A 25,736-nucleotide genomic window follows, 5' to 3' on the forward strand; every position below is an offset into this window, starting at 1 on the left:
GAGGCACGGAGCACCGTGCCTCCCCCCTCGCGCTCCGGGTCAGCGGTCCAGGACGTTCGTCAGGTCCAGCTCCAACTCCAGCGGAACGGAGGTCCTGAGGGACTTCCGGTGGATGGTCGGCCTGCCGTAGTCGCCGGAGGGGCTGGCCGGGTCCTTCTCGTACTCGTAGACCACCGCGTCGTTGCCGTCCTGCTCGACGCGCCAGTAGAAGCGCACTCCGGCTCGGGCGTAGAGCTCGGGCTTGCGTTCGCGGTCCCGTACCTCCGACTCCTTGGAGACCACCTCGACCGCCAGCTCCACCGCCTCGGGCGGGAACCAGGTCTGTTCCAGCTCCCGGAACGCGTCCGTACGGACCAGCATGAGGTCCGGTTCCGGCCGCTGCCGTTCGGAGAGTCTGACGGTGAACTCCCTCGCGACCCGCAGCCCGGTGGGCACACACCGGTCGAGTTCGCGTTCCAACAGTTTGAGTACGAGCATGTGGAACAGCTTCTGGGGGCTCACCAGTACCAGGTTTCCGTCGATGAGTTCGGTGTGCGGCGGAAGATCCGGGATACGGTCGAGGTCGTCAGCCGTGAAGCCGTCCTGCGGTGGCATGGGGAGGACCACGGTGTCCTCGAACTCTGGCGCTTGTTGCTCGGCCACTGTCGGAGCGGACATGTGACTGCCTTCGGTCGTCGGATCGTTCTTGTCGCTCACAGTAGCCATCCCGCCGTCCCTGGTGTCGCTTTTCGCGATGATTCCTACCCAGAGGATGCACCAGGCCCCGGGGAGGCGGTCGCCCACGGGCCCGGGACACGCCCGGTCCCTCGCGGCGCGCGTCGTGACGGGTTCCCCCGGGGGCCGGGCGGCCATACTGGCGGGACCGTCACCGAGGAGGGCGCCGGATGCGCGACGTGGTCTATTCGATGGGTGTGTCCTTGGACGGCTACGTCGTCGGGCCGGACGGCTCCTTCGACTGGTCGGTACCGGACGAGGAGGTCTTCGCCCTCGCCACCGACGAGGTGCGCCGGGTCGGCGTCTACCTGTTGGGGCGGCGCCTCTACGAGACGATGGCCTACTGGGAGACCGTCGACCAGAATCCGGCACACGACCACTCGACGGTCGGGTTCGCCCGGATCTGGCGGGCGCTCCCGAAGGTGGTGTTCTCCTCCACGCTGAGCGAGGTGCGGGGCAACACCCGCCTGGCGTCCGGAAGTCCGGCGGAGGAGATCGCGCGCCTGCGGGCCGAGCCGGGCGAGGGCGACATCGCGGTCGGCGGCGCGACCCTGGCCGCCCAGGCGGCCGACCTGGGTCTGGTCGACGAGTTCCGGCTTCGGGTCTATCCGGTGCTGGTGGGCGGCGGCGTCCCCTTCTTTCCCCGGGGTGAGCGCCGACAGGACCTACGCCTCGTCGAGTCCCGGACCGTCGGCGGCCGGGTCGGCGGCGAGATCGTCTACCTCCGCTACCGGGTGGAACGCTGACCGGTGCGGGCCGGTGGCCCGACGCCCCGCCGGATCGTCACCGGCGGGGCGTTCGGTGCCTAGCCGCGCTCGAAGTGGCGGCGGCGTTCGAGGTCGGTGACCGTGGCGGAGAAGGCCGCGAGTTCGGCGCGGCCCGCCGCCGCCTGGTTGCGCACCACCTCCGGGCCGAAGCAGGCCAGCGCGATCTCACTGTCCTCCCAGGCCCGGACGGCCTCCTCCAGGGAGCCGGGCAGGCGGGCGGCACCGCTGGCCGAGGCGTCCCCCACCGTGGGTTCGGGCAGGGGAAGCGCCCGGTCGATGCCGTACAGGCCCGCCGCGACGATGCCCGCCACGGTCAGGTACGGGTTGGCGTCCCCGCCCGGCACCCGGAACTCGATCCGCGCGGACGCGCCCGACCCGATCACCCGCACCGGGCACGTGCGGTTGTCCAACCCCCAGGTGATGGTGTTCGGCGCGTAGGCCTGCGGTGACAGGCGCTTGTACGAGTTGACGTTGGGCGCGTGGAGCAGGGCGAAGTCACGGGCGCAGGCCAGCTGCCCGGCCACGAAGTGCTCCATGTGCCGGGACATGCCGTACCGGCCCGTGCCGTCGTCGGCGAAGACCGGGTGACCGCTCTCGTCGCGCAGCGACAGGTGCACGTGGCAGGAGTTGCCCTCGCCGTCGTCGTACTTGGCCATGAAGGTCAGCGCGACCCCCGCCTGCGCCGCCAGCGCCCTGGCCCCCGCCTTGTACACGACGTGGTTGTCGCAGGTGCGCAGGGCGTCGTCGTAGCGGAAGACGATCTCGTACTGGCCGGGGTGGCACTCGCCCCGGGCCGACTCCACGGTCATGCCGGTGCGCTCCATGGCGGTGCGGACGCGCCGCATGAGCGGGTCGATCTCGGTGACCTCGGGCACCGCGTAGTCGGAGTTGAACCGGGTCGCGGTGGTCAGGCCCCGGTAGTCGGCCTCGAAGGCCTCCTGGTAGGAGTCGCGGAACACCAGGAACTCCAGCTCCGTCCCGGCCAGGGCGTGCCAGCCGCGTTCGGAGAGCCGGTCCAGCTGGGTGCGCAGCACCTGCCGGGGCGCGACCGGGACCGGGCTCCCCCCGGCGTCGCGGGCGTCACCGAGCACCAGGGCGGTGCCCGGGTCCCAGGGCAGGTAGCGCAGGGTGCCCGGGTCGGGCAGCACGGAGAGGTCGCCGAGCCCGCCGTGCCAGGGGTCGACGGCGTAGCCGGGGCGCGACTCCATCTCGACGTCCGTGGCGAGCAGGTACAGGCAGGCGTCGAAGCCGCGGTCCAGCGTCCGTGAGAGGAAGTCCCGGGGGTTGATCCGGCTTCCCTGCACCCGTCCCTGGAGGTCGGGCAGGGCCACGATCACGTCGGTGATCGCGCCCGACTCCACGTCGGCGCGCAGGCGTTCGATCGGTACCGGGAAGGGCGGCGGCGGTGGGGAGGGCGGCAGGGTCTCGGTCAGGGGCGGGAGTCCGTCGCCGACGATCCGGTTCACCGGGCCTCCTCGGGACCGGTGGCGGGGGCCCGGTGGAGCGGGTTGGGGATGGGTGGCGCGTCCAGGTGGAACTCCGCGTCGCGTTCGGCCCGGTCGTGGTAGCCGCCGCCCAGCAGGCGCTCCCGGTTCAGGCACACGCGCTCGTACTCGGGGGCGAGCAGGTCGAACATGGCGAACCGCGCGGCCAGCTCGGGGAACTCCTCCTGGTAGCGCGTGACCTCCGCGCGCACCAGGTTCCAGAACCGCTCCTCGGGCACGTCCAGGTGCTCCTGGACCAGCGGCGCGAGATAGCGGAAGTGGCCGACGAACAGGGACTTGACGACCGACGAGGTGAGCTCGCGGGCGTCGAAGCGCATGAGCACGCCCAAGGCCTCCTCGGGCAGGTCCGCGTACTCGGGCAGGTCGGTGTCGAGGAGCTTCATGTCGTCCACGAAGTCCTTGACGGCGAGCCGGACCGGGCGGTCGTCGCCGTCGTGGACCACGATCGCGTTCTCCCCGTGCGGGTTGAAGGCCAGACCGTACCGGTAGAGCAGGTGCAGGATCGGCGGTAGGAGCGCCGCGAACAGCGCGCGCAGCCACTCCTCGGCACCCAGGCCGGAGCGTTCTACGAGTTCGCCGACCAGGGCCCGGCCCTCGCCGTCCACGTGCAGCAGCGCGGCCAGGGTGCGGGCGCGTTCACCCGGGTCGAGCTGTTCGGTGACCGGTTCGCGCCACAGGGCGCCGAGCAGCTGGCGGTGCCGGTAGGGGGCGCCCGGGATGTCCTCCAGGACGGGGTGGCGCACGGCCACGGCGGCGACCTCGCCGGGCAGGACCACGCGGCAGCGCTCGGAGAGGAAGGGGTCGCGGGCGCGCAGGGCGTGCACCCACCCGGTGCTGGCCGGTGCCGCCCGGCACAGCTCGGTGGGGATGCCGCGGTAGACCATCGTGTTGAGGATGGCCAGCGACAGCTTGACGTTGAGCCGGTCGGGGCGGTCGAGGTTGGTGAACGTGCGGATGGACTGCTGCGGCAGGTAGGCGTCGGCCGCCTCTCCCAGCGGTACGACGAGCCGGTGGGCGATCTCGGCGGCGAACAGCGGCACGACCACCTCGTCCCACTGCCAGGGGTGGACCGGCAGCCACACGAACTCCGTCGCGTCGGTCCCGGAGCCCCGCAGGGTCCGCTCCAGCCGGTCGGTGAACGCGCGGGTCAGTTCGGGCCCCAGTTCGCGGGCGCGCAGGACTTCCTGGTCCAGGCCCGGGACCCCGTGGTGTTCGGCCAGGGAGCGGTGCACCGCGATCCAGGGCATCCGCGCGGGCCGCCGGGCCTCCGGCGGGAACAGGGCGCGGTCCCGTGCGGAGAAGCCGACCCGGCCCTTGTTGGCGAAGATCCAGGGGTGGCCGGTCTGGTGGCCCTCCAACTCGGCGTGGGGGAGCGCGGCCAGCGCGGCGCTGGAGGTGCGGGAGGACGCCAGACGGGCGTCGCCGCTCAGCGTGGCGGTGAGCTCCCCGACGGTGAACGCCTCCACGTCCGGGGCGACGATTCCGGCCGTGCCGAGGTCGCGCAGGAGGGTGAAGGGCGTGGCGGCGGTCCGGGTGCCGTCGGCGGCCTCGCGCCGGGCGGTGCCGGGGCGGACCCGCCAGCCGTCCATGCTGGTGCGCCGTCCCTCGAACACGTAGGCGGCGCCGGGGTGCACGCGGGCCCGCCAGAGCCCCGGGCCCCCGGGCTCGGGGCGCAAGGCGTACTCGAAGCAGAGTTCGGCCAGCATCTTGGCGGCCAGGTGGCGGCTGGCGCGTTCCCAGCGCTCGGCGGTGAGTTCCGGCGGGACCGGGAGCGGATTCGGGGCGGTGACCGGGTCCGGGAGCGGGGCCCGAACCTGGGCGCGGACGGGGTTCTCGGTGGGCATGGGCGGGTTCTCCGGGCTGGTGGCGGTCACGGCTGGGACAGGGGGTTGTCGACCAGGCCGTGCATGACGTCGAACTCGGCGTCGCGCTCGGCGCGCTCGTGGAAGCCGCCGCCCATGAGCTGTTCGCGGTTGAGGGCGACCCGGCCCACCTGGGGCGCGAGGAGGTCGAACATCCCGAAGCGGTCGGCCAGCTCGGGGAAGCGCTCCTGGTAGGCCAGGACCTGTTCGCGGGCGAGCCGCCACAGCGTCGCGCCGGGCACTCCCAGCTGGCGTTCGACGATGTCGGCGAGGAAGCGCAGGTGGCCCGCGCAGATCGCGGACAGCACGGAATGGGCCAGTTCCTCGGGCTTCCACCGGTGCAGCACCGAACGCACGGGGTCGGGGATCTCGGCGTACTCGGGCAGGTCGAAGGGGAGGAGTTCGACGTCGGAGCCGAAGTCCTTGAGCGCGATGCGGACGGGGGTCTCGTCGCCGTCGAAGACCAGCACGACGTTCTCGCCGTGGGGGGTGAACGAGGCTCCGTAGCGGTGCAGGTAGTGCAGGACCGGGGGGAAGAGCGCTCCCAGGAACCGATCCAGCCACACCTGCGGCTCCAGGCCCGAACGCTCGACCAGTTCGGTCACGAGCGCCCTCCCGTCGGAGCCCTCCAGGAGCAGGCAGGCCATGGTGCGGGCCCGCTCCCCGGGGGCGAGGTGTCCGTGGACCGGCTCGCGCCAGATCGTGCCCAGGAGTTCGTGGAAGCGGTAGGGGGCCTGCGGCATCCGGTCGAACACGGGGTGGGAGACGGTCGCCGAGGCGCGCTCCGCGAGCATGACCACCCCGGTCTCGGCGAGGTAGGGGTCGCGCTCGGCGAGTGAGCGCAACCAGGTGCTGGTGTGCGGGGCGCACCCGGTCTGGGTCGCCGAGAGTCCGCGCCACACCAGGGTGTTGCGGATCATCAGCGGCACCTTGACGTTGAACCGGTCGGGCCGGTCCAGGTTCATCAGGGTGCGGATCGACTGGAAGGGGCGGTAGCGGTCGCGGCTCACACCGAGGCGCACCACCCGTCCCAGGGCGATCTCGGAGGCGAAGAGCGGTGCGATCACCTCGTCCCACTGGAAGGGGTGGACCGGCATCCACAGGTAGGCGTCCGGGTCCTCGCCACGCCCTCGCACGGCCTCCGCGAACTCCTCCCGCTGATCCCCGTCGAGTTCGCGGGTGAGCAGCTCGTGCCGTTCGGTGCCGGCCATGGACTGGAAGCGTCCCAGGTCGGGGTGGACCGCGATCCACACGAGACGGAACGAGCCCCGGGCCTCGGGGGAGTAGCGGGCGGCGTCGGCGGCGGAGAACCCCAGGCGCCCCTTGTTGACGAAGATGCAGGGGTGGCCGGTCTGGTGTCCTTCCAGGTCCTCGTACGGCAGGTCCGCGAGCTCGGCGGCACCGAGGGCGGAGGAGGCCAGCCGGGCCTCGGCCGCGTGGGTGGCCAGGAGGTCGCGGACGACCTCGGCCAGGGAGTCGCCGGGCAGACCCACGGTGGCCTGGGCGTCGGTCACGAACAGGGCGGGGTCCCAGGCGGGTGCCTCGCCCTCCCGCGTTCGGCGGACCAGGGACGCGGGGTCCACGTGCCAGGAACCGAACCCGCCCCTGCGCGCGGTGAAGCCGTAGGTGACGCCGCCGTCCACGGACAGGGTCCAGCCTGGCGCGCCGCCGGGAACGTTGGTGGAGGCGGCCTCGGGAACCACCATCTCCTCGTAGGCCATCTCACCGATCATGTGGGCGAGCACGCGCCGTCCGGCCCGGCGCCAGTTCTCGGCGTCGGCGGCGGCGCGGCCCAGCGGGTCGGCGGTGGCGGGTGCGGTCTCGGGCAAGGGGTCGCCTTCCGTCCGGTGGTCGGTCGGTGTGGTGCAGGGGTGGGTCACGGGCGCCCCTCGTCGGGGACGCCGAAGGTCTGGTAGGCGGTGCGTTCGGGGAGCCGGTACACGGTGCGTCCGGTGAGGCCGTTGAGGATGGTGGCCGCCCGCCAGGCCCCCAGGCCCAGGTCCGGGGTGCCGACGCCGTGGGTGTGCAGCTCCGCGTTCTGCACGTGGATGGGGGTGGTCAGAGCGGGATCGGTCTCCAGACGGTGGTCGGGGTCGATCAGGTGTCGCCCGCGAGCGTCCGTGCGTAGGAACGCGGCCACCGGCGCGAGGAAGTCGGGTGTGCGCTGGGCGTAGCCGGAGGCGGCCACCACCGCGTCGGTGCGCACCGTGAACGCGCGCTCCTGGCCACGGTGGCGGAAGTCCAGTGCGTACCCACCCCCCTCGGCGCGGGCGCCGACGAGCTCGCACTGGGCGGCCAGGGACGCGCCGACCTCCGCGCCGCCGATGCCACGCTCGTAGAGCACGTCGTGGATCTGCGCGATGGTGTCGGCGCTGACGCCCTTGTACAGCTGCCACTGTTCGGGCACCAGCCGGTCCCGTACGGGCTCCGGCAGGGCGTGGAAGTAGGCCGTGTAGTCGGGGGTGAAGTGTTCCAGGCCGAGCTTGGAGTACTCCATGGGGGCGAAGGCGGGTGAGCGGGTCAGCCAGCGCACCCGGGTGTCTCGGTGGTCGGGGGAGCGCAGGAGGTCGAGGAAGACCTCGGCGCCCGACTGCCCGGAGCCGACCACCGTCACGTCGCCCGCCCCGGCCAGCGCGGCCGTGTGGTCGAGGTAGTCGGCGGCGTGCAGGACGCGGTCGCCCTCCAGGGGGCGCAGGGGGTCGGGCAGCACCGGCGCGGTGCCGATCCCGATCACCAGGGCGCGGCCGCGCACCGCCTGCCGGGAGCCGTCGGCGCGCGCGTACTCGACGGCGAACACGTCGCCCTCCGCCCGCACGGCGGTCACCCGCGCGTCGAAGCGGCAGGAGCCCAGGGCGTGCGCCACCCACCGGCAGTAGTCGTCGTACTCGCGCCGGGGCACGTGGAAGTGCTCGGCGAAGTAGAAGGGGAAGAGGCGGTCGTGTTCGCGCAGGTAGGAGAGGAACGACCACCGGTTGGTCGGGTCGACCATGCTCACCAGGTCGGCGAGGAAGGGAACCTGGAGGCGGGCGCCCTCGATCAGGAGGCCGGGGTGCCAGGAGAAGTCGGGGCGCGCCTCCAGGAAGCACGCGGAGAGTTCGGGCACGGCGTCCGCGAGGGCGGCCAGGGACAGGTTGAAGGGGCCCAGCCCGACCCCGATCAGGTCGTGGACGCCGTGGGGGTCGTCGAAGGGGAGGGTCAACGGGTCTCCTCAGGGGCGGACCGTTCGGCGGAGCCCGCCCGCACCACCTCGGCGAGTAGCGCGGCGGTGTCGTCGACGGTCGTGTGGGGGTTGAGCAGGGTCAGCTTGAGCCACACCCGCCCGTGGACGGCGGTGCGGCCCACCACTGCGCGGCCCTCGTCGAGCAGGCGGCGGCGCAGGCGCGCGTTGACGGCGTCGGACCGTTCGCCCGCGCGGTAGCGGAAGACCACGGTGGTGAGGCCGGGCGTCGCCAGGAGTTCCAGGTCGGGGTGGTCGGCGACCTGGGAGGCGGTCTCCAGGGCCAGGTCGTGACAGGCCTCCACCAGGCGGCCGAGCCCGTCGGTGCCCAGGGCGCGCAGGGTGACGGCGATCTTGAGGACGTCGGCCCTGCGGGTGGTGCGCAGCGAGTAGCCGAGCAGGCTCGGGTAGCCCGCCTCCTCGTCGTCGGCGGGGTTGAGGTAGTCCACCGAGCGTGAGAGCGGGGCGAACAGGGCCCGTTCGCGGGTGAGCAGGACCCCGGCGGCCACCGGCTGCCAGCCCAGTTTGTGCAGGTCCAGGCTGACGGAGTCGGCGTGCGCGATCCCGGTGAGCAGTGCGCGCAGGCGCGGTGAGAAGAGGACGCCGCCCCCGTAGGCGGCGTCCACGTGCAGCCACACGCCGAGTTCGCGGCACACGCGGGAGACGGCGTCGAGCGGGTCGACGCCGCCCAGGTCGGTGGTGCCGGCGGTGGCGACCACGGCCACCACCGCGTCCCCTTCGGCGCGCACGCGCTCGACGGCGGTGCGCAGCGCCTCGGGTCGCATGCGGTGCCGTGCGTCCACCTCGACGGTGACCACGGCGTCCTCGCCCAGGCCGAGCAGTGCGGCGGAGCGCTGCACGGAGAAGTGCGCGACCTCGCCACACAGCACGCGGGGCCGGGCCGTGCCCGAGGCCCCGGCCAGTCCGTGGCGGCCCGCTCCGGGCAGGGCGTGGTCGCGCGCGAGGAGCAGGGCGGTCAGGTTGGACTCGGTGCCGCCCGAGGTGACGACGCCGCCCGCGCCGGGCCCGTCATAGCCGACCAACCCGGCCAGCTCGGCGACCAGCTCGGTCTCCAGGGCGGTGGCGGCGGGGGCCTGGTCCCAGGAGTCCAGGGACTGGTTGAGGACCGAGGCGACGGTGTCGGCGGCGACCGCCACGGCCAACGGCGGGCAGTGCAGGTGCGCGGCGCAGTGGGGGTGCGCGGGGTCGGCGGCTCCGAGAGTGAGCGCGTGGGTGAGGCGTTCCAGGACGGTTCCCGCGTCGGCGTCGGGCTCGGGGAGCAGGGGACCCAGCGCCGCGCGGACGCGTTCGGCGACCTCGGCGGGTCCGTGCGCGGGCAGGGGGCCCGCGCGTAGGGCGGTGGCGGTGGCCAGGGCCCGGGTGGCGCCGTCGACGAGGGCGGCGACCTCGGCGGGGCCCTCGGGGGACCCGGCGAGGGTGGCGGCCGGTCGGGGAGCGACCGGGTCGCTCGCGCGAGTGGCGCTCACGGTCAGAGTCGTGTCACTCTGGGTGATGGGCATGGGTGTCGAACTCCTGTGGGTCCGGGTGCGGAACGCGCGGCGGGCTGGGGCGACCGTTCCGGTCAGGGACGCAGCGGGAGGACCAGGCCGTGGTGCCTGCGCCAGCCCGGGTGCGGAGCGACCTCTCCCACGTGCTGCCAGCCGTTGGTGAGGAAGAGGTCCAGGGCACGGGTGTTGCCCTCGGCGACCAGCGCGGCGGCGCGCTCCTCGCGGCGGCCCCCCAACAGCAGGGTCAGGACTCGGCGCGCCACGCCGTGGCCGCGGAACCGGTCGTGGACCAGGACCTCGCACAGGGCGAGGGTGCGGCCGGGGTGCTCCCGGGTGGTCTCCCGCGCGTCGACTCCGGTCCGGGGCTCGAACCCGTTCCACCAGCCGGTGGTGGTGGGCAGCGTGTACCCGTAGGCGAATCCGGCCAGCTCGTCGTCGACGTGGCAGGCCGTGAGGCGGAAGCCGGGTCGGGAGGCGCTGAACGCCAGGCGTTCGCCGAAGGCGGGCTCCCGGTGGTCGGGCAGGTGCAGGGAGTCGGCGTAGACCATCTGGTAGGCCTCGGTCCAGGGCCGGGGATCGGCCAGGACGTCCGGGCCCCGGAGGTTCTCCAGGTGCCACCGGGCGTCGGGGGCCGGTCCAGCCGTGGGAGCGGGTGTCACGGGCATCGGGGGCGCTCTTTCGTCGGTGTCCTCGGGGCGGTGGCGCGAGGGAGGGGGAGACCCGCCGTGCCACGACCGCGTGATGCGAGCCGGGTCTAATTAGGGCAGGCTAACCTAATCAAGTCAATGCTCCCGTGGAGTGCTCAAGTTCACGTTTGGGCGCGGGTCCGGCGGGAGTCGACCGTCCTCCTCGGGGCCCCCGGATGCGCCAGGAACGCGGGCATCGCGAACTCGTGGCCGTAGGCGCCCGCGTTGGGGAAGACCAGGACGTCGTCGGCGCGCAGCGACCCCACCCGTACGTCCCTGGCCAGCACGTCCTCGGGTGTGCACAGCTCGCCCGAGACGGTCACCGAGACGTCCCGCACCCCGGGCCTGGGCAGGCCCTCGGGCCAGTCGGCGCCCTCCACCACCGCGAAGTTGTGCCTGATCTCCCAGGACGTGGGCAGCTGGAACTGGTTGATGCCGCCGCGCACCACGGCGAAGTGCTCGCCGTAGGCCGACTTCACGTCGGTCACCCGCGCCGCGTACCAGCCCGCGGGCGCGGCGATCCACCGGCCGGGCTCGAACACCACCTCGACCCCCGGGTCCGGCAGGGCCGCCAGCGCGCCGCCCAGCGCCGTGAGGTCGAACTCGGGGTCGCCCTCCTCGAAGGGCACCCCCAAGCCTCCCCCGACGTCCACCACGCGCAGGTGCACTCCGTGGCGCTCGGCGGTCCGGGCCGCCCACTCCAGGCACCAGCGCACGTACTCCGCGTGCGCTGGTGCGTCGGTGTTCCCGCTCACCGCGTGCACGTGGAACCCCACCAGGTCCAGGTCGGGCAGGGCGAGCGCCGCCGCCACCGCCTCCGGCACCCGGGGCTCGGGCAGCCCGAAGGGGCTCGGCGCGCCGCCCATCACCAGCGCGCCGCTCACCGGGACGCGTTCGGGGTTGACCCGCAGCGTCACCGGCAGCACCACCCCTGCCTCCCGGGCCGCGGAGGCGGCCCGGCGCAGCTCCAGTTCGCTCTCCACGTTCACCACCACGTCCGCGCCCCGCTCGGCGCGCAGCCGTGCCAGACCCGACAGCATCTCCGGAGTCTTTCCCGGGCCGCTCACCGCGATCCGCCCGCCCGGCCCGCGAGGGAGGTCGCGCTCGCCCAGGGCCGCCAGGGCCGTGCGGGCCTCGCTCAGCGACGCCGCCTCGAACCCGTCCACCGCCTCGGCCAGGTGCGAGAGCACCGGCGCGAACCCGTTGGACTTGACCGCGAAGTACACGCGGGCCCAGTCGGGCAGGGCGGCCCGCAGGGTGCGGGCCCGGTCGGCGGCCAGCGCCGGGTCGTAGACGTACCCGGAACCGGGGGAGCGGGCCAGGTCGAGGGCGGAGCGGCGGACCGCCTCGGGCAGGGTGTCGGCGGGCAGTGCGGGGGTGTGTTCGAAGGAGCGGGGAGGTTCCACGGGGGTGCCCTCTCGTCGTGTCGGGGTCCGGGCGCCGGGCGTGCGCGGTTCCGGGCGGGGGAGGGGCCCGGCGAGCCGGGCCCCCAGGGGACTCAGCGCCGGGGGTCCACGCCGAAGACCTCGGCGACGTCGTCGAGCACCGCGTGCGCGGAGATCAGGCCCACGCCCGACATCCAGTACGCGTCGTCGACGTCGGTCTTCTCGCCCTCCAGCTGGTCCCAGAGGGGGTTGGTGACGTAGTCGTCCTTGGCGTCGTCCACCTCGCCCGCGCCGTCGTCGTAGGTGGCCACCAGGATGCGGTCGGCGTCCAGGTCGAGCAGGCGCTCGGGGCTGTGGTAGGTCGCGATCTCCTCGGTGTCGGTCGCGGTGTGCTCACCGGCGGGCAGGCCCAGGTCGTCCAGGATCACGCCCACGTAGGAGTGCCGGGTGTACAGCCGCACCCCTTCGGCGTCACCGGCGAAGCGCACCACCGACACCGTGGGGGCCCGGCCGTCGTGCGCCTCGGTGATCTCCTCGCCGATGGCGGCCGCGCGATCCTCGAACTCCGCGACCAGGCGATCGGCCTCCTCGGCCTGGCCCAGGGCCTGGCCGGTCAGGCGCAGGTTGTCCTTCCAGGAGACTCCGGTGTCCTTCGACATCACGGTGGGCGCGACCTCAGTGAACTGGTCGTAGCCGTCACCGTGGCGGACCTCGGCGGACAGGATCAGGTCCGGTCGGGTCTGGGCCACCAGCTCCGGGCTGACCTCCCACAGCAGCCCGACCGACGCCGCGTCGTCGGCGCTGCCCGTGTTCCAGTCGCTCTCCAACAGGTAGTCGGGAAGCGCGTCCTGGTTCTCCGCGATCTGCGTGTAGCCCACCACGTTCCCGCCCAGGGCCAGGGTGGCGTCCACGTAGGTGAAGTCCAGCGGCAGCACCCGCTCGGGGGCGGCGGGGACCTCGGTGCTGCCCAGGGCGTGCTCGACGGTGAGGGGGAAGCCCTCGGCCTCCGCGCCGCCGGTGCCCGCGCCGTCTCCAGCGGAGTCCGTGCCGGGTCCGGCCGCGCCGCAGGCGGTGAGCAGGGCCAGTGAGGAGACGGCCGCGAGGGCGGCCAGGCCCGAGCGGCGGGTGAGGAGGAGATGATCCATGGTGGGGCTCCGGTGGGGTGGGGCCGGTCCCGGCGCCGCACCGTCGGGGGTGCCCCGGCGGGCGTTCGGAACGTGACCAGCGGTCGGACGGGGGTGACGCTCTGGTGTGAACCGTGGCAAACTTAGATCATCCAAGTGTGGCTAGGCAAACCTAACTTAGGTCTGCCTGGCCTTTTCCTGTGAGGGGAGATCGGGTGAGCCAGACCACAGGTCCCGTCACCGGGGCGGCGGGGGCCCCGCGTTCCCGGGAACCGGCGCGCTCCGCCGTGGCGGACCGGAGATCGCGCCGCCTCGCCGGGCTGGCGCTGCTCACACTGCTGCTCGCCCTCGCCCTGGCCGCCAGTGTGCTCGTCGGGGCCCGCACCCTGGACCCGGTCACGGTCTGGCAGGCCCTGACCACCGGTGCCGGGCCCGAGGCCGACACCATCGTCCAAGAGATCCGCCTGCCCCGCACCGTGCTCGGCCTCCTGGCCGGGATCAGCCTGGGCCTGGGCGGAGCCCTCATGCAGGGCCACACCCGCAACCCCCTGGGCGACCCCAGCATCCTCGGAGTCACCTTCGGAGCCGCCCTCGCCGTGGTCGCGGGCCTGTACTTCCTCGGCGTCACCGACCTGCGCACCCAGGCCCTGTTCGCCTTCGCGGGAGCCGGGGCGGCCGTGGTCCTGGTCTACGCGGTGGCCTCCGTCCCCGGACGCGGACCCACCCCGCTCACCCTGGCGCTCGCCGGGACCGCCGTCAGCTGGATGGCCTACTCCCTGGCCTCGGGACTGGTCCTGCTCGACCAGTCCACCATGGAGAACTTCCGCTTCTGGCGGGTCGGATCGCTCTCCGGCCGCGACCCCTCGATCATCCCCCAGATGCTCCCCGTCGTCGCGCTCGGCGCCGTGCTCGCCCTGGCCAACGCCCGAGCCCTCAACGCCCTGGCCCTGGGCGAGGACACCGCCCGCGCTCTCGGCTTCCGGGTCGGCCGTGCCCGCCTCGTCGGCCTGACGGCGGTCACGCTCCTGACCGGCATCAGCGTCGCCGCCTGCGGCCCCATCGCCTTCGTCGGCCTGATCGTCCCCCACCTGGCCCGGGGCGTGGTCGGCTCCGACTACCGCTGGCTCATCCCCTACTCGGCCCTGATGGGCGCCGTCCTGCTCCTGACCGCCGACATCCTCGGCCGGTTCCTCGCACCGCCGGGCGAACTCCAGGTCGGGGTGGTCCTCGCCCTGGTCGGCGCCCCCTTCTTCATCCACGTCGTCCGCCGCAGGAGGTTGTTCGCGCTGTGACCGCCACCCTCGAACCCCCGCCCCCGCGCGACCCCCTGGCGCGCCGGGCCCGCGCGGTCATCCTCGGACCGGTCGCCATCCGGCTCCGCCCCCGCCTGCTCGCCACGGGCGCGCTCACCGCGCTGGCGATCGTCGTCCTGACCGGCCTGAACCTGTCGGCCGGAGACGTGTTCGTGGCCCCCGGCCAGGTGTGGGCCAACATCGTCGGCACCACCTACGACGACCACTTCACCATCTGGCGGGTGCGGATGCCCCGCGTCGTGGTGGGGCTCCTGGCCGGGGCCGCGCTCGCCGCGGCCGGAGCGATCACGCAGGCGATCATGCGCAACCCGCTGGCCAGCCCCGACCTGCTCGGCGTCACCCACGGGGCCAGTGCGGGGGTGGTGGCGGTGATGGCCTTCGGCGGCAGCTACGGGATCGTCAGCGGCCCGCTCGCCCAGGTCGGCGTCCCCGCCCTCGCCCTCGTGGGCGGGCTGGCAGCCGGCGTGCTCTGCTACGCCCTGGCCTGGCGGAACGGGATCGACGGTTTCCGACTGCTCCTGGTGGGCGTGGGAGTGTCCACCGTCCTGATGAACCTCACCCTCTGGATGCTCACCCTCGGCGAGGTCAACGACAGCGGCCGGGCCATGGTGTGGATCGCGGGCAGCCTGTCGATGCGCACCTGGGCGCACGCCCTGCCCGTGGCGGTCGCCCTGGCCGTCCTGTTGCCGCTGGCCCTGGTCGGAGCACGCACCCTGGACGCCCTGTCCTTCGGCGACGACGTCACACGCGGCCTGGGCGTGCGGGTGGAGACGGCCCGCACCGGCATGCTCGTGCTGGCCGTGCTCCTCGCCGCCTTCGGGACCTCCGCGGCCGGACCCATCCTGTTCGTGTCGCTGGCGGCCCCCCAGATCGCCCTTCGGCTGGGGCGCGCCGCCCGGCCGCCGGTGCTGCTCTCGGCGCTGGTCGGCGCGGCTCTGGTGGCCGGTGCCGACCTCGTCGCCCGCAACCTCTTCGGAACCGTCCAGCTCCCGGTGGGCATCGTCACCGGCTGCCTGGGCGCCCTCTACCTCGTGTACCTGCTCGTCCACGGCAATCGAAAGGTCCAGGCGTGACGACCGAACAGACCCATCCCAGGCCCCTTCCGGGTGTCGCCCCCGCCGTGGGCCCCCAGGCGCACCGGACCCGGTTGAGCGCGCGCGGCCTCACCCTGGCCTACGACGAGCGCGCCATCGTCGACGGCCTGGACGTCGACATCGTCGAAGGGACCGTCACCTGTGTGATCGGTCCCAACGGCTGCGGCAAGTCCACGATGCTGCGCGCCCTGGGCCGTCTCATGCGCCCGAGGGCGGGGGTGGTGGAACTCGACGGACGCGACATCCACCGGGTACCCACCCGCGAGGTCGCCCAGGTGCTCGGCGTCCTTCCGCAGCAGCCCGTCGCCCCCGACGGCCTCACCGTCGCCGACCTGGTCGCGCGCGGGCGCCACCCGTCACAGCGGTGGTACCGGCAGTGGTCCGGCGACGACCACCAGGCCGTCTCCGCCGCCCTGGAGCGCACCGGTCTGCTGGAGTTCGCGGACACCCCGCTTCAGGAACTGTCCGGGGGCCAGCGCCAGCGGGCCTGGATCTCCATGGTCCTGGCCCAGGGCACGGACCTGCTCCTGCTGGACGAGCCCACCACGTTCCTGGACCTGGTCCACCAGGTCGACGTCCTCGACCTCGTGCGCGACCTGCACCGGCAGGGCGGACGGACCATCGTCATGGTGCTCCACGACCTCAACCTGGCCGCCCGCTACGCCGACACCCTGGTCACCATGCGCGACGGGCGGGTGGTGGCCAGCGGACCGCCCTCGGAGGTGCTCACCCCCGAACTTCTGAGGAGGGCCTTCGACCTGGAGGCCGTCGTCACCGAGGACCCGGTCTCCGGAGGGCCGCTGGTGGTACCGGTGGGGCGCACAGGGCACTGAACCACGACGCGGCACAGGGGCGAACGCGTTGCCCCCAGGGCTCCCGTGACGCAGGGGGCCCACATCGTGGAAAGCGGTCCACGATGTCGGGCGAGGCATCTGGACGTGATCGGCCCGGTGAGCGAGGATCGCGACAAAGGTCCGACGGAGCGTGTTCGTACGACTTTGCACGGTGATGCCCCCGGGCGTGCCTGGGGAGTTGGCGACGCGTTCACCCGGCTTTCACCACGGCGTGTGAAAGCTCGGCCAAGGTCGTGAGCGACCAGGCAGGACCTCCTGCACGATCGCGTCGTGCCCCGGCGCCCGAGCCCAGCGGCTCGGCCGGGACCACGTCAGCGGTCACGATCCCCGAGGAGAACGTGTGACCCCATCCGCGCCCCGCCGCCGCCTCCTGCCCCTGCTCGGAGTCGGAGGAGGACGTTCCCCCAAGACCTGCGAGTACCGGTGCGGCAACGCCTGCTTCCACCCCGCTCCCAACAGGAGTGACAACCCGTACTTCGGTGACGTCTTCCAGGGCGTGCTCTCCCGGCGCGCCGCCCTCAGGGGCGCGGCGGTCGGCGCGGGCGCCGGCGCCCTGGGCCTGGCGGCCCTGAGCCCCGCCGCCGCGGACCGCGGCCCCCACCGCCCGCACCCCTCGCCCCGGCCCACCTTCAAGAGCGTGCGGCCCAACAACCTCGACGCGGTCACCGTTCCCGAGGGCTACGACCACCACGTGATCGTCCGCTGGGGCGACCCCGTGCTCCCCGACGCGCCCGCCTTCGACTTCGACAACCAGACCGCCGAGGCGCAGGCGGGACAGTTCGGCTACAACTGCGACTACGTCGGCTTCCTCCCGCTCGACGACGACAGCGGCCTGCTCTGGGTGAACCACGAGTACACCAACGAGGAGCTGATGTTTCGCGGGTACTCCGGCGGCGCCGACGCCGACCTGGAGTGGATTCGCGTCGCGATGGCCGCCCACGGCGGCTCCGTGGTGGAACTGGAGCGGGTGGACGGCACCGGCCAGTGGGTGCTCTCCGAGGGCGAGCGCCCCTTCAACCGGCGCGTCCACCTTGGCACGGAGTTCCGGCTCACCGGTCCCGCCGCCGGGCACGAACTCCTGCGCACCGGGGCCGACCCCGAGGGCACCCGGGTCCTGGGCATGCTCAACAACTGTGCGGGCGGCACCACCCCCTGGGGCACCATCCTCAGCGGTGAGGAGAACTTCAACCAGTACTTCGTGGGAGCCCCCGCGACCGAGTCCTACGCCCGTTACGGCTTCTCCACGGGCTACGACGGCCGCCGCTGGGACCGCGTCGATGAGCGCTTCGACCTGGCCAGGCACCCCAACGAGGCGCACCGCTTCGGCTACATCGTGGAGATCGACCCGCACGACCCCGACTCCACCCCGGCCAAGCGCACCATGCTCGGCCGCTTCAAGCACGAGGGCGCCAACGTCAACCTCACCGAGGACGGCCGTGTCGCCGCGTACATGGGCGACGACGAGCGCTTCGACTACATCTACAAGTTCGTCAGCGCGAAGAAGTACGTCGAGGGCTCCCGCAAGCACAACATGACACTGCTGGACACCGGCACGCTGTACGTGGCCCGCCTGGAGGGCAACAGCCCCCGGGAGGAGATCGACGGCACGGGCGCGCTGCCCTCGGACGGCGAGTTCGACGGCACGGGGGAGTGGATTCCCCTGTGCAGCGACACCGAGAGCTTCGTCGAGGGCTTCTCCGTGGCCGAGGTGCTCGTCCACACCCGTCTGGCCGCCGACCGGGTCGGCCCCACCAGGATGGACCGCCCCGAGGACTTCGAACCGAGCCCGGTGACCGGGAAGGTCTACTGCGCGCTGACCAACAACAGTGCCCGCGAGCCCGGCCAGGCCGACGAGCCCAACCCGCGCGGCCCCAACAAATACGGGCACATCCTGGAGATCATCGAGGACGGGGCCGACTCGGCCGCCACCACGTTCACCTGGGTGGTCCCGATCGTCTGCGGCGACCCCGAGGACGAGTCCACCTACTTCGCCGGGTACGACAAGTCCAAGGTCATGCCGATCTCGGCGCCCGACAACGTGGCGTTCGACAAGCAGGGCAACCTGTGGATCTCCACCGACGGCCAGCCCGGCAGCCTGGGCATCAACGACGCCCTGCACGTGGTCCCGGTCGAGGGGCGCTTCCGGGGCGAGCTGCGCACCTTCGCCACCGTTCCGATCGAGGCCGAGACCTGCGGTCCGCTCATCACCGACGACCAGAAGACCGTCTTCCTCGCCCCTCAGCACCCGGGTGAGAACGGGACCGCCGAGCAGCCGACCAGCGTCTGGCCGGACGGGGACTTCCCCCGCCCGTCCGTGGTGTGCGCCTGGCACAAGGGCGGCCGCGACATCGGCAGCTGACCCGCGCCCCGTGGGGGCGTGACCGGGCCGACCGCGTCGGCCCGGAGCGGACCACCGGCCCCGGTTCCCTCTGTCGTGGGGGAGGAACCGGGGCCGGTTCCGCGTGTGCCGGACCCCCTACAGGGCCCGCTCGAAGCACAGGGAGCCGGGCGCGTCCGCGTAGGCGCCGAACGGGGCGACGGGGCTGTACCCCTCGCGTGTGTAGAAGCGCACCGCCTCCGGCTGGCGGTCGCCCGTCTCCAGCAGCAGGCGTTCCCAGCCCCGTACGCGGGCCCAGTCCTCCAGGGCCCGCAGCAGGGCGGGGGCCGCCCCGGAACCGCGGTGGTCCGGGAGCACGAACATCCGTTTGACCTCGCCGGCACCCCGGCCCAGGTCGCGCAGGCCCCCGCAGCCCACGGCGGCGCCGCCCCCGTCGCGCACCACCGCGAACACGGCGATGTCGGAGGCGGAGGGCGGGGTGCCGGGCTCGGAGTCGGGGGTGCCGTAGCGGGCGGCGATCTCCCGCCGCTGGCCCGCACGCAGGGCGGCTGCCTCGGGGTGGTCCCAGGGGACCGTTTCGACGTTCACGGTCGGCAGTATCACGCCCGCGTGTTCCGGGAGTGTGAACGACGGGTTCCGGCCCCGTGACCCCGCCGTTCGGGCGGGGGAGCGGACCGACCGCGGACCGGGCCGGGCGCTCCCGGACCCTCAGCCCTCGGGGTCGGTGAGGGCCTCGCGCATCACACGGAACTTCGACTCGGCCTCGGCGACCTCGGAGGCGGGATCGGAACCGGCCACGATCCCGCCTCCCGCGTACAGCCGCGCGTGGGCGCCGTCCACGTGGGCGCAGCGCAGGGCGATGCCCCACTCGGAGTTCCCGGCGCCGTCCAGCCAGCCCACCGGACCTGCGTACCCGCCCCGGTCCATGCCCTCCACCTCGGCGATGAGCCGCATCGCCGTCGCCGTGGGGGTGCCGCCCACGGCGGCCGTGGGGTGCAGGGCGGCCACCGCGTCCAGGGCCGACACCCCGGCGGAGAGCCGGGCGTGGGCCCGGGTGGCCAGGTGCTGCACGTTGGCGAGCTTGAGCAGGTGCGGCCAGGCGGGCACCGCCAGCTCCTCGGAGAGCGGTTCCAGGGCCACGCGCAGCGAGTCCACCGCCAGCCCGTGTTCCTCGATGTCCTTGGCGGAGGACAGCATCTCCTGGCCCAGGCGCTGGTCGGCCTCGGCGTCCTCGCCCCGGGGGCGGGTCCCGGCCAGGACCAGCGAGGTGAGCTGGTCGCCCTCGCGGCGCAGCAGGAGTTCGGGGGTGGCGCCCACCATGCCGTTCACGGAGAAGGTGAAGCAGGCGGGAAAGCGTGCGCGCAGCCTCTCCAGGAGCACCCGCACGTCGATGGGGGCGTCGGCGTCGGCGAAGGAGTCGCGGGCCAGCACGGCCTTCTCCAGCCCGCCGGCGCGGATGCGATCGACCGTCCCGGCGACCGCGCCCATCCACTCCTCGCGGGTCAGCGACCCGGGCCGCCACCGCACGGGGCCCACCGGGCGCGGGGCCGAACGGGGGCGCAGCAGTTCCCCGGGGTGGGTTCCGGGGGCGTCGGAGACGGTGGTCAGCCAGGTACGGCCCGCACGGCGCCCCACGACCACACGCGGCACGATCAGTGCCGAACCGGAGGAGGTGGGGGCGAACGTGAAGGTGCCGAAGGTGACCAGACCGGTGCCGGGCAGGCCGACCTCGTCCAGGACCTCGGCGTTCTCCAGCAGGGAGTCGAACCAGCGCGCGGCGTCGTCGAAGCGGGTGGTGTCGGTGGGCTCGGTGCCCGCCGGAAGCGGTGCGCACTCCAACCGGGCGGCCTCGCCCCAGCCCACGATGCCGTCGTCCCCGGTCAGCCAGGCCAGTGGGACCCCGGCGGGCAGACGTCCCACCAGGCCGCTGCCCGCACGGTCACGCAGGGCGACGGTTCGGACGTACAGCTTCCTGGCGTCGGGGATCGGGCGGCTCGGCTTCTGGGGGTGGGGCACGGCGTTCACGGGACCCGATTCTAGGACCTGGCCTGGGACGTTGTGTCCTGGGCCGGCCCACGTCTGGGCGTCTCGGGGTAGGGCTTCCGCCGGTCCGCCCCCGGGAACCCGGCGGAGGATCGTGCCCGGAAGGGGGTGTGGCCTGCCGGGAAGGGCGCGAGGGACGACGCTTCGTTGACCAGGCAAAAGATTCCCGTTGGGCGCGTTGTGCGACGTTATCCACAACTTGCCCGAATCGTGTCCGAAAATTGACATCTTGCTCTACTCTGGGTCGCGGCGTGCTGCCGGGGGGACGGCAGGCGCGCGGACCTCCCGGAGGGACTTTTGTTGAAGCGTTGGAACGCACGGGCCCTGACCTCGCCCCGAGCCGGAGCACGGTGGACGGCGGCCGCGGCCGCCGCGGCGGTGCTGCTGGCCGGGTGCTCCGCGAAGGAGGACCCGGCCCAGACCGGGGCCGAGGCCGCTGTCCCCGGTGGTGAGGGCATCGCAGCCCCCGCCCAGTGCGGGGACGATGGCGACAAGCGCCAGATGCGCGGGGCCTGGCTCACCACTGTCCGCAACATCGACTGGCCCTCCGAGCCGGGCCTGTCCGCCGACGAGCAGAAGGCCGAACTCGACGAGTGGCTCGACGAGTCCGTCGACATGGGCCTCAACGCCGTGTTCCTGCACGCCCGGCCCACCGCCGACGCCGTGTACGACTCCGACCTCGAACCGTGGGCGCGCTACCTCACCGGCGAGCAGGGCGGCGACCCCGGGTACGACCCGCTGGAGTACGCCGTGGAGGAGGCGCACAAGCGCGGCCTGGAGCTGCACGCCTGGTTCAACCCGTACCGCGTCGGCCTCCAGGACCCCGACGTCGAGAACCTCACCGACGACCACCCCGTCAAGCAGAACCCCGACTGGCTGGTGGACTTCGGCAAGGAGGCCTACGTGGACCCGGGCAACCCCGAGGTCCGGGAGTGGGTCACCTCCGTCATCATGGACGTCGTCGAACGCTACGACGTCGACGGCATGCACTTCGACGACTTCTTCTACCCGTACCCGCAGGAGGGCGCGACCTTCGACGACGACGCCACCTGGGAGGAGTACGGGGGCGACTTCGACGACCGCGGCGACTGGCGGCGCGACAACGTCAACCAGCTCATGCGCGACGTGCACGGCCAGATCCAGGAGACCAAGCCGTGGGTGAGCTTCGGCGTCTCCCCGTTCGGTATCTGGCGCAACGACTCCACGGACCCGAGCGGCTCGCCCAGCTCGGGGCTCCAGTCCTACGACGCCCAGTACGCGGACACCCGCACCTGGATTCAGGAGGGGACCGTGGACTACGTCGCGCCCCAGCTGTACTGGGAGCGCGGCTTCTCCACCGCCGACTACGAGGCCATGACCGACTGGTGGGCCGAAGAGGTCGAGGGCACCGACGTGGACCTGTACGTGGGTCAGGGCGCCTACCGGCTCGGCGAGAGCGGCTGGAAGGACGAGGACGCGCTCAGCACCCAGCTCGACTACTCGGGCGAGATCGACCAGGTCACCGGTGACGTCTACTTCTCGATCAAGAGCATGCGCGACAACCCGGAGGCCGTGGACCACCTCAAGGAGGCCCACTACGGCCAGCCCGCTCTGCCCCCGGTGATCGACGCTCCCGAGGGCGCGCGGACCGAGGTCGGCGCTCCCACCGGCGTCTCCGCCCGCGAGGCGGACGGCGGGGTCGAGGTGGAGTGGCAGGCCATCGAGGACGCGCGCTTCTACGCGGTCTACCGCCTGTCCGCAGAGGCCGCCCAGGCCCTGGAGGCCGGTGACGACGGGGCGTACTGCGCCGCGCTCTCCCCGGAGAGCCTGGTGGGCATGACCGGTGAGCCGACCCTCACCGACACCGCCCCGCTGGACGACGGCGCCGGGTACGTGGTCACCGCCCTGGACGACTACCGGGCCGAGGGGCCGGTCAGCGAGATCGCCGACCCGCGCGGCTGACCTCGAAGGACCCACGGGCCCGCCCCCACACGGGGGGCGGGCCCGTGGTGCTGTCCGGCCCTCCGCGCACTCCATCCCGCGCGGCAACCATCGGAGCTTCCTGGCACATCCGCCGGGAATCAGCCGCGAAAGTGAGGATGTGCCAGTCCTTTCGCCCTAGAAACCTCGTAGGTGCGAGGAGTAGGTTCGTCCTATGCCGACCATCCAGATCAGCGAGGCGGCCGACCTGCTCGGCGTCAGCGCCGACACCGTCCGCCGCTGGGTCGACTCCGGTCGCCTGGCCGCCACCCGCGCCCCCTCCGGCCGCCGCCACCTGGACGGGGCCGAACTCGCCGCGTTCATGCGCGCCGGGGCCGACGACGACCCCGGCCGCCGCGTCTCCTCCGCGCGCAACCGCTTCCGCGGCCTGGTCACGCACGTGATCCGGGACGAGGTCATGGCCAGCGTCGAGATCCAGGCCGGACCGCACCGGGTGGTCTCCCTGATGAGTCGCGAGGCCGCCGACGAGCTCGGCCTGGAGGTCGGCAGCACGGCCACGGCCGTGGTGAAGTCCACCAACGTCATCGTCGAGACCACCGGAGACCACCATGCGTGAGACCACCCCTCGCAGCGCCCCCCGACGACCGGTCGCCGGGGCCGTCGCCCTGCTCGGCCTGGTCGCGCTGGCCGCCTGCGCCACCGAGGACACCGGCCCCGGCGACCCCTCCGGGCCCTCGGGCGGCACCCTGTCCGGGGAGCTCACCGTGTTCGCCGCCGCCTCCCTCACCGACGCCTTCACCGAGATCGCCGAGGACTTCCAGGCGCGCCATCCCGGCGTCGAGGTCACCTTCAACTTCGCGGGCAGCAGCGAACTCGCCCAGCAGATCAACTCCGGGGCGCCCGCCGACGTGTTCGCCGCAGCCAACACCGCCACCATGGACCAGGTGGTCGAGGGCGAGGGCCTGGACACCGACTGGGCCGACGAGCACGGTCACGACGGTCTGGTCTTCGTCACCAACACCCTGCGCATCGCCGTGCCGCCGGACAACCCCGCCGGGATCGTCGACCTGGCCGATCTCGCCGGGGACGGCGTGCAGGCGGCCTTCTGCGCCGAGGAGGTCCCCTGCGGGGCCGCCACCGACGCCGTTCTGGACGCCGCCGGTCTGGAGATCACCCCGGTCACCTACGAGGAGGACGTCCGCGCCGTCCTCACCAAGGTCGAGCTCGGCGAGGTCGACGCCGGGCTCGTGTACACCACCGACGTCCTCTCCGCCGAGGGGCGGGTGGAGGGGCTGGAGTTCCCCGAGGCCGACCAGGCCGTGAACGACTACCCGCTCGGCGTCCTGTCCGCGTCCCGCGACACCGCCCTGGCCGCCGCCTGGGTCGAGGCCGTCACCTCCGACGACGGCGCGGCCGTCCTGCGCGACGCGGGCTTCGCGACCCCGTGAGCGCGGCGACGTCCTCCCGCCCCCGGCGCGGGCGCGCGCCCTGGATTCTGGTGGTCCCGGCGGTGGCGGGCGTGCTCTTCCTCGTCCTGCCCTTCGCCGGGCTGCTCGTGCGCGCGCCCTGGGCCACCATGGGGGAGCGCGTCACCGACCCGGCGGTGCTCTCCGCCCTGTGGCTGTCGCTGTCCACCGCCACCGTCGCCACCGTCGTGTCCCTCCTCCTCGGCGTCCCGTTGGCCTGGCTGCTCGCCCGGACCGAGTTCCCCGGACGCCGGTTCGTGCGCGCCCTGGTCACCGTCCCACTCGTCATCCCCCCGGTGGTGGGCGGCGTGGCGCTCCTGCTGGTCCTGGGGCGCAACGGGCTGGTGGGCCGCTACCTCGACGACTGGTTCGGCCTCACCCTCCCCTTCACCTCCGCCGCCGTGGTCGTGGCGCAGGTGTTCGTGGCGATGCCCTTCCTCGTCATCAGCGTGGAGGGCGCCCTGCGCGGCGCCGACCGGCGCTACGAGGAGGCCGCCGCGACCCTGGGTGCCGACCGCGTCACCGTCTTCACGCGCGTCACCCTCCCGATGGTGCTGCCCGGCATCGGGGCCGGAGCGGTGCTCTGCTGGGCACGGGCCCTGGGCGAGTTCGGCGCCACCATCACCTTCGCCGGGAACTTTCCCGGCACGACCCAGACCATGCCGTTGGCGGTGTACATGGCCATGCAGCGCGACCCCGAGGCGGCCATCGTGCTCAGCCTGGTCCTGCTCCTGGTGTCCCTGGTGGTCCTGGCCACCCTGCGCGAGAGGTGGGTGAACGCGTCGTGAAGCGGACCTCCCCGGACCCCGCGGCGAGCGGGCTCGACGCCGAGCTGCGGCTGACTCGCGGCGACTTCACCCTGGACGTGGCGCTGACCGCGCGACCGGGAGAGATCATCGCCCTGCTGGGCCCCAACGGGGCGGGCAAGTCCTCGGCCCTGCGCGCCCTGGCCGGACTCGTCCCGCTGACCGGCGGGCGCCTGCTCCTGGACGGCGCCGACGAGACCACCACCGCCGTCGAACACCGGCCCATCGGCATGGTCTTCCAGGACTACCTCCTCTTCGAGCACCTGAGCGCCCTCGACAACGTGGCCTTCGGGCCGCGCTGCCAGGGCGAGGGCCGAGCGCGAGCCCGTGCCCGGGCGGCGGCGCTGCTCGACCACATGGGCCTGGCCGACCAGGCCCGCTCCCGGCCGCGCGAGCTCTCCGGCGGGCAGGCCCAGCGGGTGGCGCTGGCCCGCGCTCTGGCGGTCCGGCCGCGCCTGCTCCTGCTCGACGAGCCCATGGCCGCCCTGGACGCCAGCACCCGGATCGACGTGCGGGCGCGTCTGAGGCACCTGCTGGAGGACTTCGACGGGGTGACGGTGCTGGTCACCCACGACCCGCTCGACGCCATGGTGCTGGCCGACCGCATCGCGGTGATCGAGGACGGCCGGGTCGTGCAGCGGGGCGATCCCGCGGAGGTGGCACGCCGCCCGCGCACCTCCTACGTCGCCCGGCTGGTGGGGCTCAATCTCTTCCGAGGGGTGGGCGAGGGGCGGACGGTGCGCCTGGAACCCGCCGAGGAGGCGGGGGCGCGGAACCGGGATCGGGCGGCTCTGGCGGACACCGCCCGGGTGGCGGTCCGCGAACCCCACGAGGGCCCGGCTCTGGTGGCCTTCCCGCCGCGCGCGGTGGCGTTGTACCCGGAACACCCCCACGGCAGCACGCGCAACGTGTGGCGCCTGAGGGTGGAGGGGATCGAGCGCTTCGGCGACCAGGTCCGCGTGCACCTGGGCGGCACGCTGGCCCTGGCGGCGGACATCACTCCGGCCGCCCTGGCGGAGCTGGGGCTGTCCCGGGGCGATCCGGTGTGGGCGGGGGTGAAGGCGACCGAGGTGGAGTGCTATCCGGGGTGAGGCCGGCGCCGGGCGGGCGGCGGCCACGGAGGAGGCCGCCCGG

The 25,736-nt window shown here is 73.3% G+C and carries 21 protein-coding genes; 10 read left to right on the top strand and 11 right to left on the bottom strand.

The window, feature by feature from the left end:
* Positions 1-39: 39 nt before the first annotated feature.
* Positions 40-657 carry a Uma2 family endonuclease gene (locus ACFYL4_RS10405; RefSeq protein ID WP_357763139.1) on the bottom strand — a complete coding sequence of 206 codons (618 nt, stop codon included), beginning with the start codon at positions 655-657 and terminating at the stop codon, positions 40-42.
* 227 nt (positions 658-884) lie between these two features.
* On the opposite strand from ACFYL4_RS10405, the gene ACFYL4_RS10410 reads away from it, so the two are divergent.
* A complete protein-coding gene (locus tag ACFYL4_RS10410) occupies positions 885-1,460 on the top strand; it encodes a dihydrofolate reductase family protein (RefSeq protein ID WP_387518076.1) in 576 nt (191 codons plus the stop codon).
* A 59-nt stretch (positions 1,461-1,519) separates the two neighbouring features.
* Here ACFYL4_RS10410 and ACFYL4_RS10415 read toward each other — a convergent pair whose 3' ends face one another.
* From ACFYL4_RS10415 to ACFYL4_RS10450, 8 genes are all read right to left on the bottom strand, one after another.
* Positions 1,520-2,947 carry a glutamine synthetase family protein gene (locus ACFYL4_RS10415; protein ID WP_387518078.1) on the bottom strand — a complete coding sequence of 476 codons (1,428 nt, stop codon included), beginning with the start codon at positions 2,945-2,947 and terminating at the stop codon, positions 1,520-1,522.
* Positions 2,944-4,830: an IucA/IucC family protein gene (locus ACFYL4_RS10420; RefSeq protein WP_387518080.1), complete on the bottom strand. Its 1,887-nt coding sequence runs from the start codon at positions 4,828-4,830 to the stop codon at positions 2,944-2,946. The genes ACFYL4_RS10415 and ACFYL4_RS10420 overlap by 4 nt, the downstream gene beginning before the upstream one ends.
* Before the next feature lie 26 nt (positions 4,831-4,856).
* Entirely contained in the window at positions 4,857-6,677 is a 1,821-nt protein-coding gene (locus tag ACFYL4_RS10425) for an IucA/IucC family protein (protein WP_387518082.1), read from the bottom strand.
* A gap of 47 nt (positions 6,678-6,724) precedes the next feature.
* Complete coding sequence (locus ACFYL4_RS10430) at positions 6,725-8,047, bottom strand: lysine N(6)-hydroxylase/L-ornithine N(5)-oxygenase family protein (protein ID WP_387518084.1); 1,323 nt, start codon at positions 8,045-8,047, stop codon at positions 6,725-6,727.
* Positions 8,044-9,585, bottom strand: coding sequence for a pyridoxal phosphate-dependent decarboxylase family protein (locus ACFYL4_RS10435; RefSeq protein WP_387518086.1), 1,542 nt, complete (start codon positions 9,583-9,585; stop codon positions 8,044-8,046). The genes ACFYL4_RS10430 and ACFYL4_RS10435 overlap by 4 nt, the downstream gene beginning before the upstream one ends.
* Before the next feature lie 62 nt (positions 9,586-9,647).
* Complete coding sequence (locus ACFYL4_RS10440) at positions 9,648-10,238, bottom strand: GNAT family N-acetyltransferase (protein WP_387518088.1); 591 nt, start codon at positions 10,236-10,238, stop codon at positions 9,648-9,650.
* A gap of 143 nt (positions 10,239-10,381) precedes the next feature.
* Positions 10,382-11,665 carry an alanine racemase gene (locus tag ACFYL4_RS10445; protein ID WP_387518090.1) on the bottom strand — a complete coding sequence of 428 codons (1,284 nt, stop codon included), beginning with the start codon at positions 11,663-11,665 and terminating at the stop codon, positions 10,382-10,384.
* 92 nt (positions 11,666-11,757) lie between these two features.
* Positions 11,758-12,789: an ABC transporter substrate-binding protein gene (locus ACFYL4_RS10450; protein WP_387518092.1), complete on the bottom strand. Its 1,032-nt coding sequence runs from the start codon at positions 12,787-12,789 to the stop codon at positions 11,758-11,760.
* Positions 12,790-12,983: 194 nt separating this feature from the next.
* On the opposite strand from ACFYL4_RS10450, the gene ACFYL4_RS10455 reads away from it, so the two are divergent.
* The 4 genes from ACFYL4_RS10455 (at position 12,984) to ACFYL4_RS10470 (ending at position 18,388) form a co-directional block, all read left to right on the top strand.
* On the top strand, positions 12,984-14,060 hold the full coding sequence (locus ACFYL4_RS10455) for a FecCD family ABC transporter permease (protein WP_387518094.1): 1,077 nt from the start codon (positions 12,984-12,986) through the stop codon (positions 14,058-14,060).
* Positions 14,057-15,154: a FecCD family ABC transporter permease gene (locus ACFYL4_RS10460; RefSeq protein WP_387518096.1), complete on the top strand. Its 1,098-nt coding sequence runs from the start codon at positions 14,057-14,059 to the stop codon at positions 15,152-15,154. The genes ACFYL4_RS10455 and ACFYL4_RS10460 overlap by 4 nt, the downstream gene beginning before the upstream one ends.
* Positions 15,151-16,008, top strand: coding sequence for an ABC transporter ATP-binding protein (locus tag ACFYL4_RS10465; protein ID WP_387518098.1), 858 nt, complete (start codon positions 15,151-15,153; stop codon positions 16,006-16,008). The genes ACFYL4_RS10460 and ACFYL4_RS10465 overlap by 4 nt, the downstream gene beginning before the upstream one ends.
* Positions 16,009-16,369: 361 nt before the next feature.
* On the top strand, positions 16,370-18,388 hold the full coding sequence (locus ACFYL4_RS10470) for a PhoX family phosphatase (RefSeq protein ID WP_357763103.1): 2,019 nt from the start codon (positions 16,370-16,372) through the stop codon (positions 18,386-18,388).
* A 117-nt stretch (positions 18,389-18,505) separates the two neighbouring features.
* On the opposite strand, the gene ACFYL4_RS10475 is transcribed toward ACFYL4_RS10470, so the two are convergent.
* Together ACFYL4_RS10475 and ACFYL4_RS10480 are read right to left on the bottom strand one after the other, a co-directional pair.
* The gene (locus tag ACFYL4_RS10475; protein ID WP_357763100.1) at positions 18,506-18,955 is read right to left on the bottom strand and encodes a GNAT family N-acetyltransferase; all 450 of its coding nucleotides are present in this window, start codon (positions 18,953-18,955) and stop codon (positions 18,506-18,508) included.
* Positions 18,956-19,075: 120 nt separating this feature from the next.
* Entirely contained in the window at positions 19,076-20,392 is a 1,317-nt protein-coding gene (locus tag ACFYL4_RS10480; RefSeq protein ID WP_387518101.1) for an isochorismate synthase MenF, read from the bottom strand.
* A 318-nt stretch (positions 20,393-20,710) separates the two neighbouring features.
* Between ACFYL4_RS10480 and ACFYL4_RS10485 the strand changes: the two genes are divergently transcribed.
* The 5 genes from ACFYL4_RS10485 to ACFYL4_RS10505 all read left to right on the top strand — a co-directional run bounded on the left by ACFYL4_RS10485 (position 20,711) and on the right by ACFYL4_RS10505 (position 25,693).
* Positions 20,711-22,351 carry a glycoside hydrolase family 10 protein gene (locus ACFYL4_RS10485; protein WP_387518103.1) on the top strand — a complete coding sequence of 547 codons (1,641 nt, stop codon included), beginning with the start codon at positions 20,711-20,713 and terminating at the stop codon, positions 22,349-22,351.
* A gap of 193 nt (positions 22,352-22,544) precedes the next feature.
* Positions 22,545-22,946, top strand: a complete 402-nt coding sequence (locus ACFYL4_RS10490; RefSeq protein ID WP_357763090.1) for a TOBE domain-containing protein — start codon at positions 22,545-22,547, stop codon at positions 22,944-22,946.
* Complete coding sequence (modA, locus tag ACFYL4_RS10495; RefSeq protein WP_387518105.1) at positions 22,939-23,778, top strand: molybdate ABC transporter substrate-binding protein; 840 nt, start codon at positions 22,939-22,941, stop codon at positions 23,776-23,778. The genes ACFYL4_RS10490 and modA overlap by 8 nt, the downstream gene beginning before the upstream one ends.
* Entirely contained in the window at positions 23,775-24,584 is an 810-nt protein-coding gene (locus ACFYL4_RS10500; RefSeq protein ID WP_387518108.1) for an ABC transporter permease, read from the top strand. Before modA ends, ACFYL4_RS10500 begins: the two co-directional genes overlap by 4 nt.
* Positions 24,581-25,693 carry an ABC transporter ATP-binding protein gene (locus ACFYL4_RS10505; protein WP_387518110.1) on the top strand — a complete coding sequence of 371 codons (1,113 nt, stop codon included), beginning with the start codon at positions 24,581-24,583 and terminating at the stop codon, positions 25,691-25,693. Before ACFYL4_RS10500 ends, ACFYL4_RS10505 begins: the two co-directional genes overlap by 4 nt.
* The last annotated feature ends 43 nt before the right edge of the window (positions 25,694-25,736 follow it).

Source organism: Nocardiopsis sp. NPDC006938 (genome assembly GCF_042869555.1).
Lineage (GTDB): Bacteria > Actinomycetota > Actinomycetes > Streptosporangiales > Streptosporangiaceae > Nocardiopsis.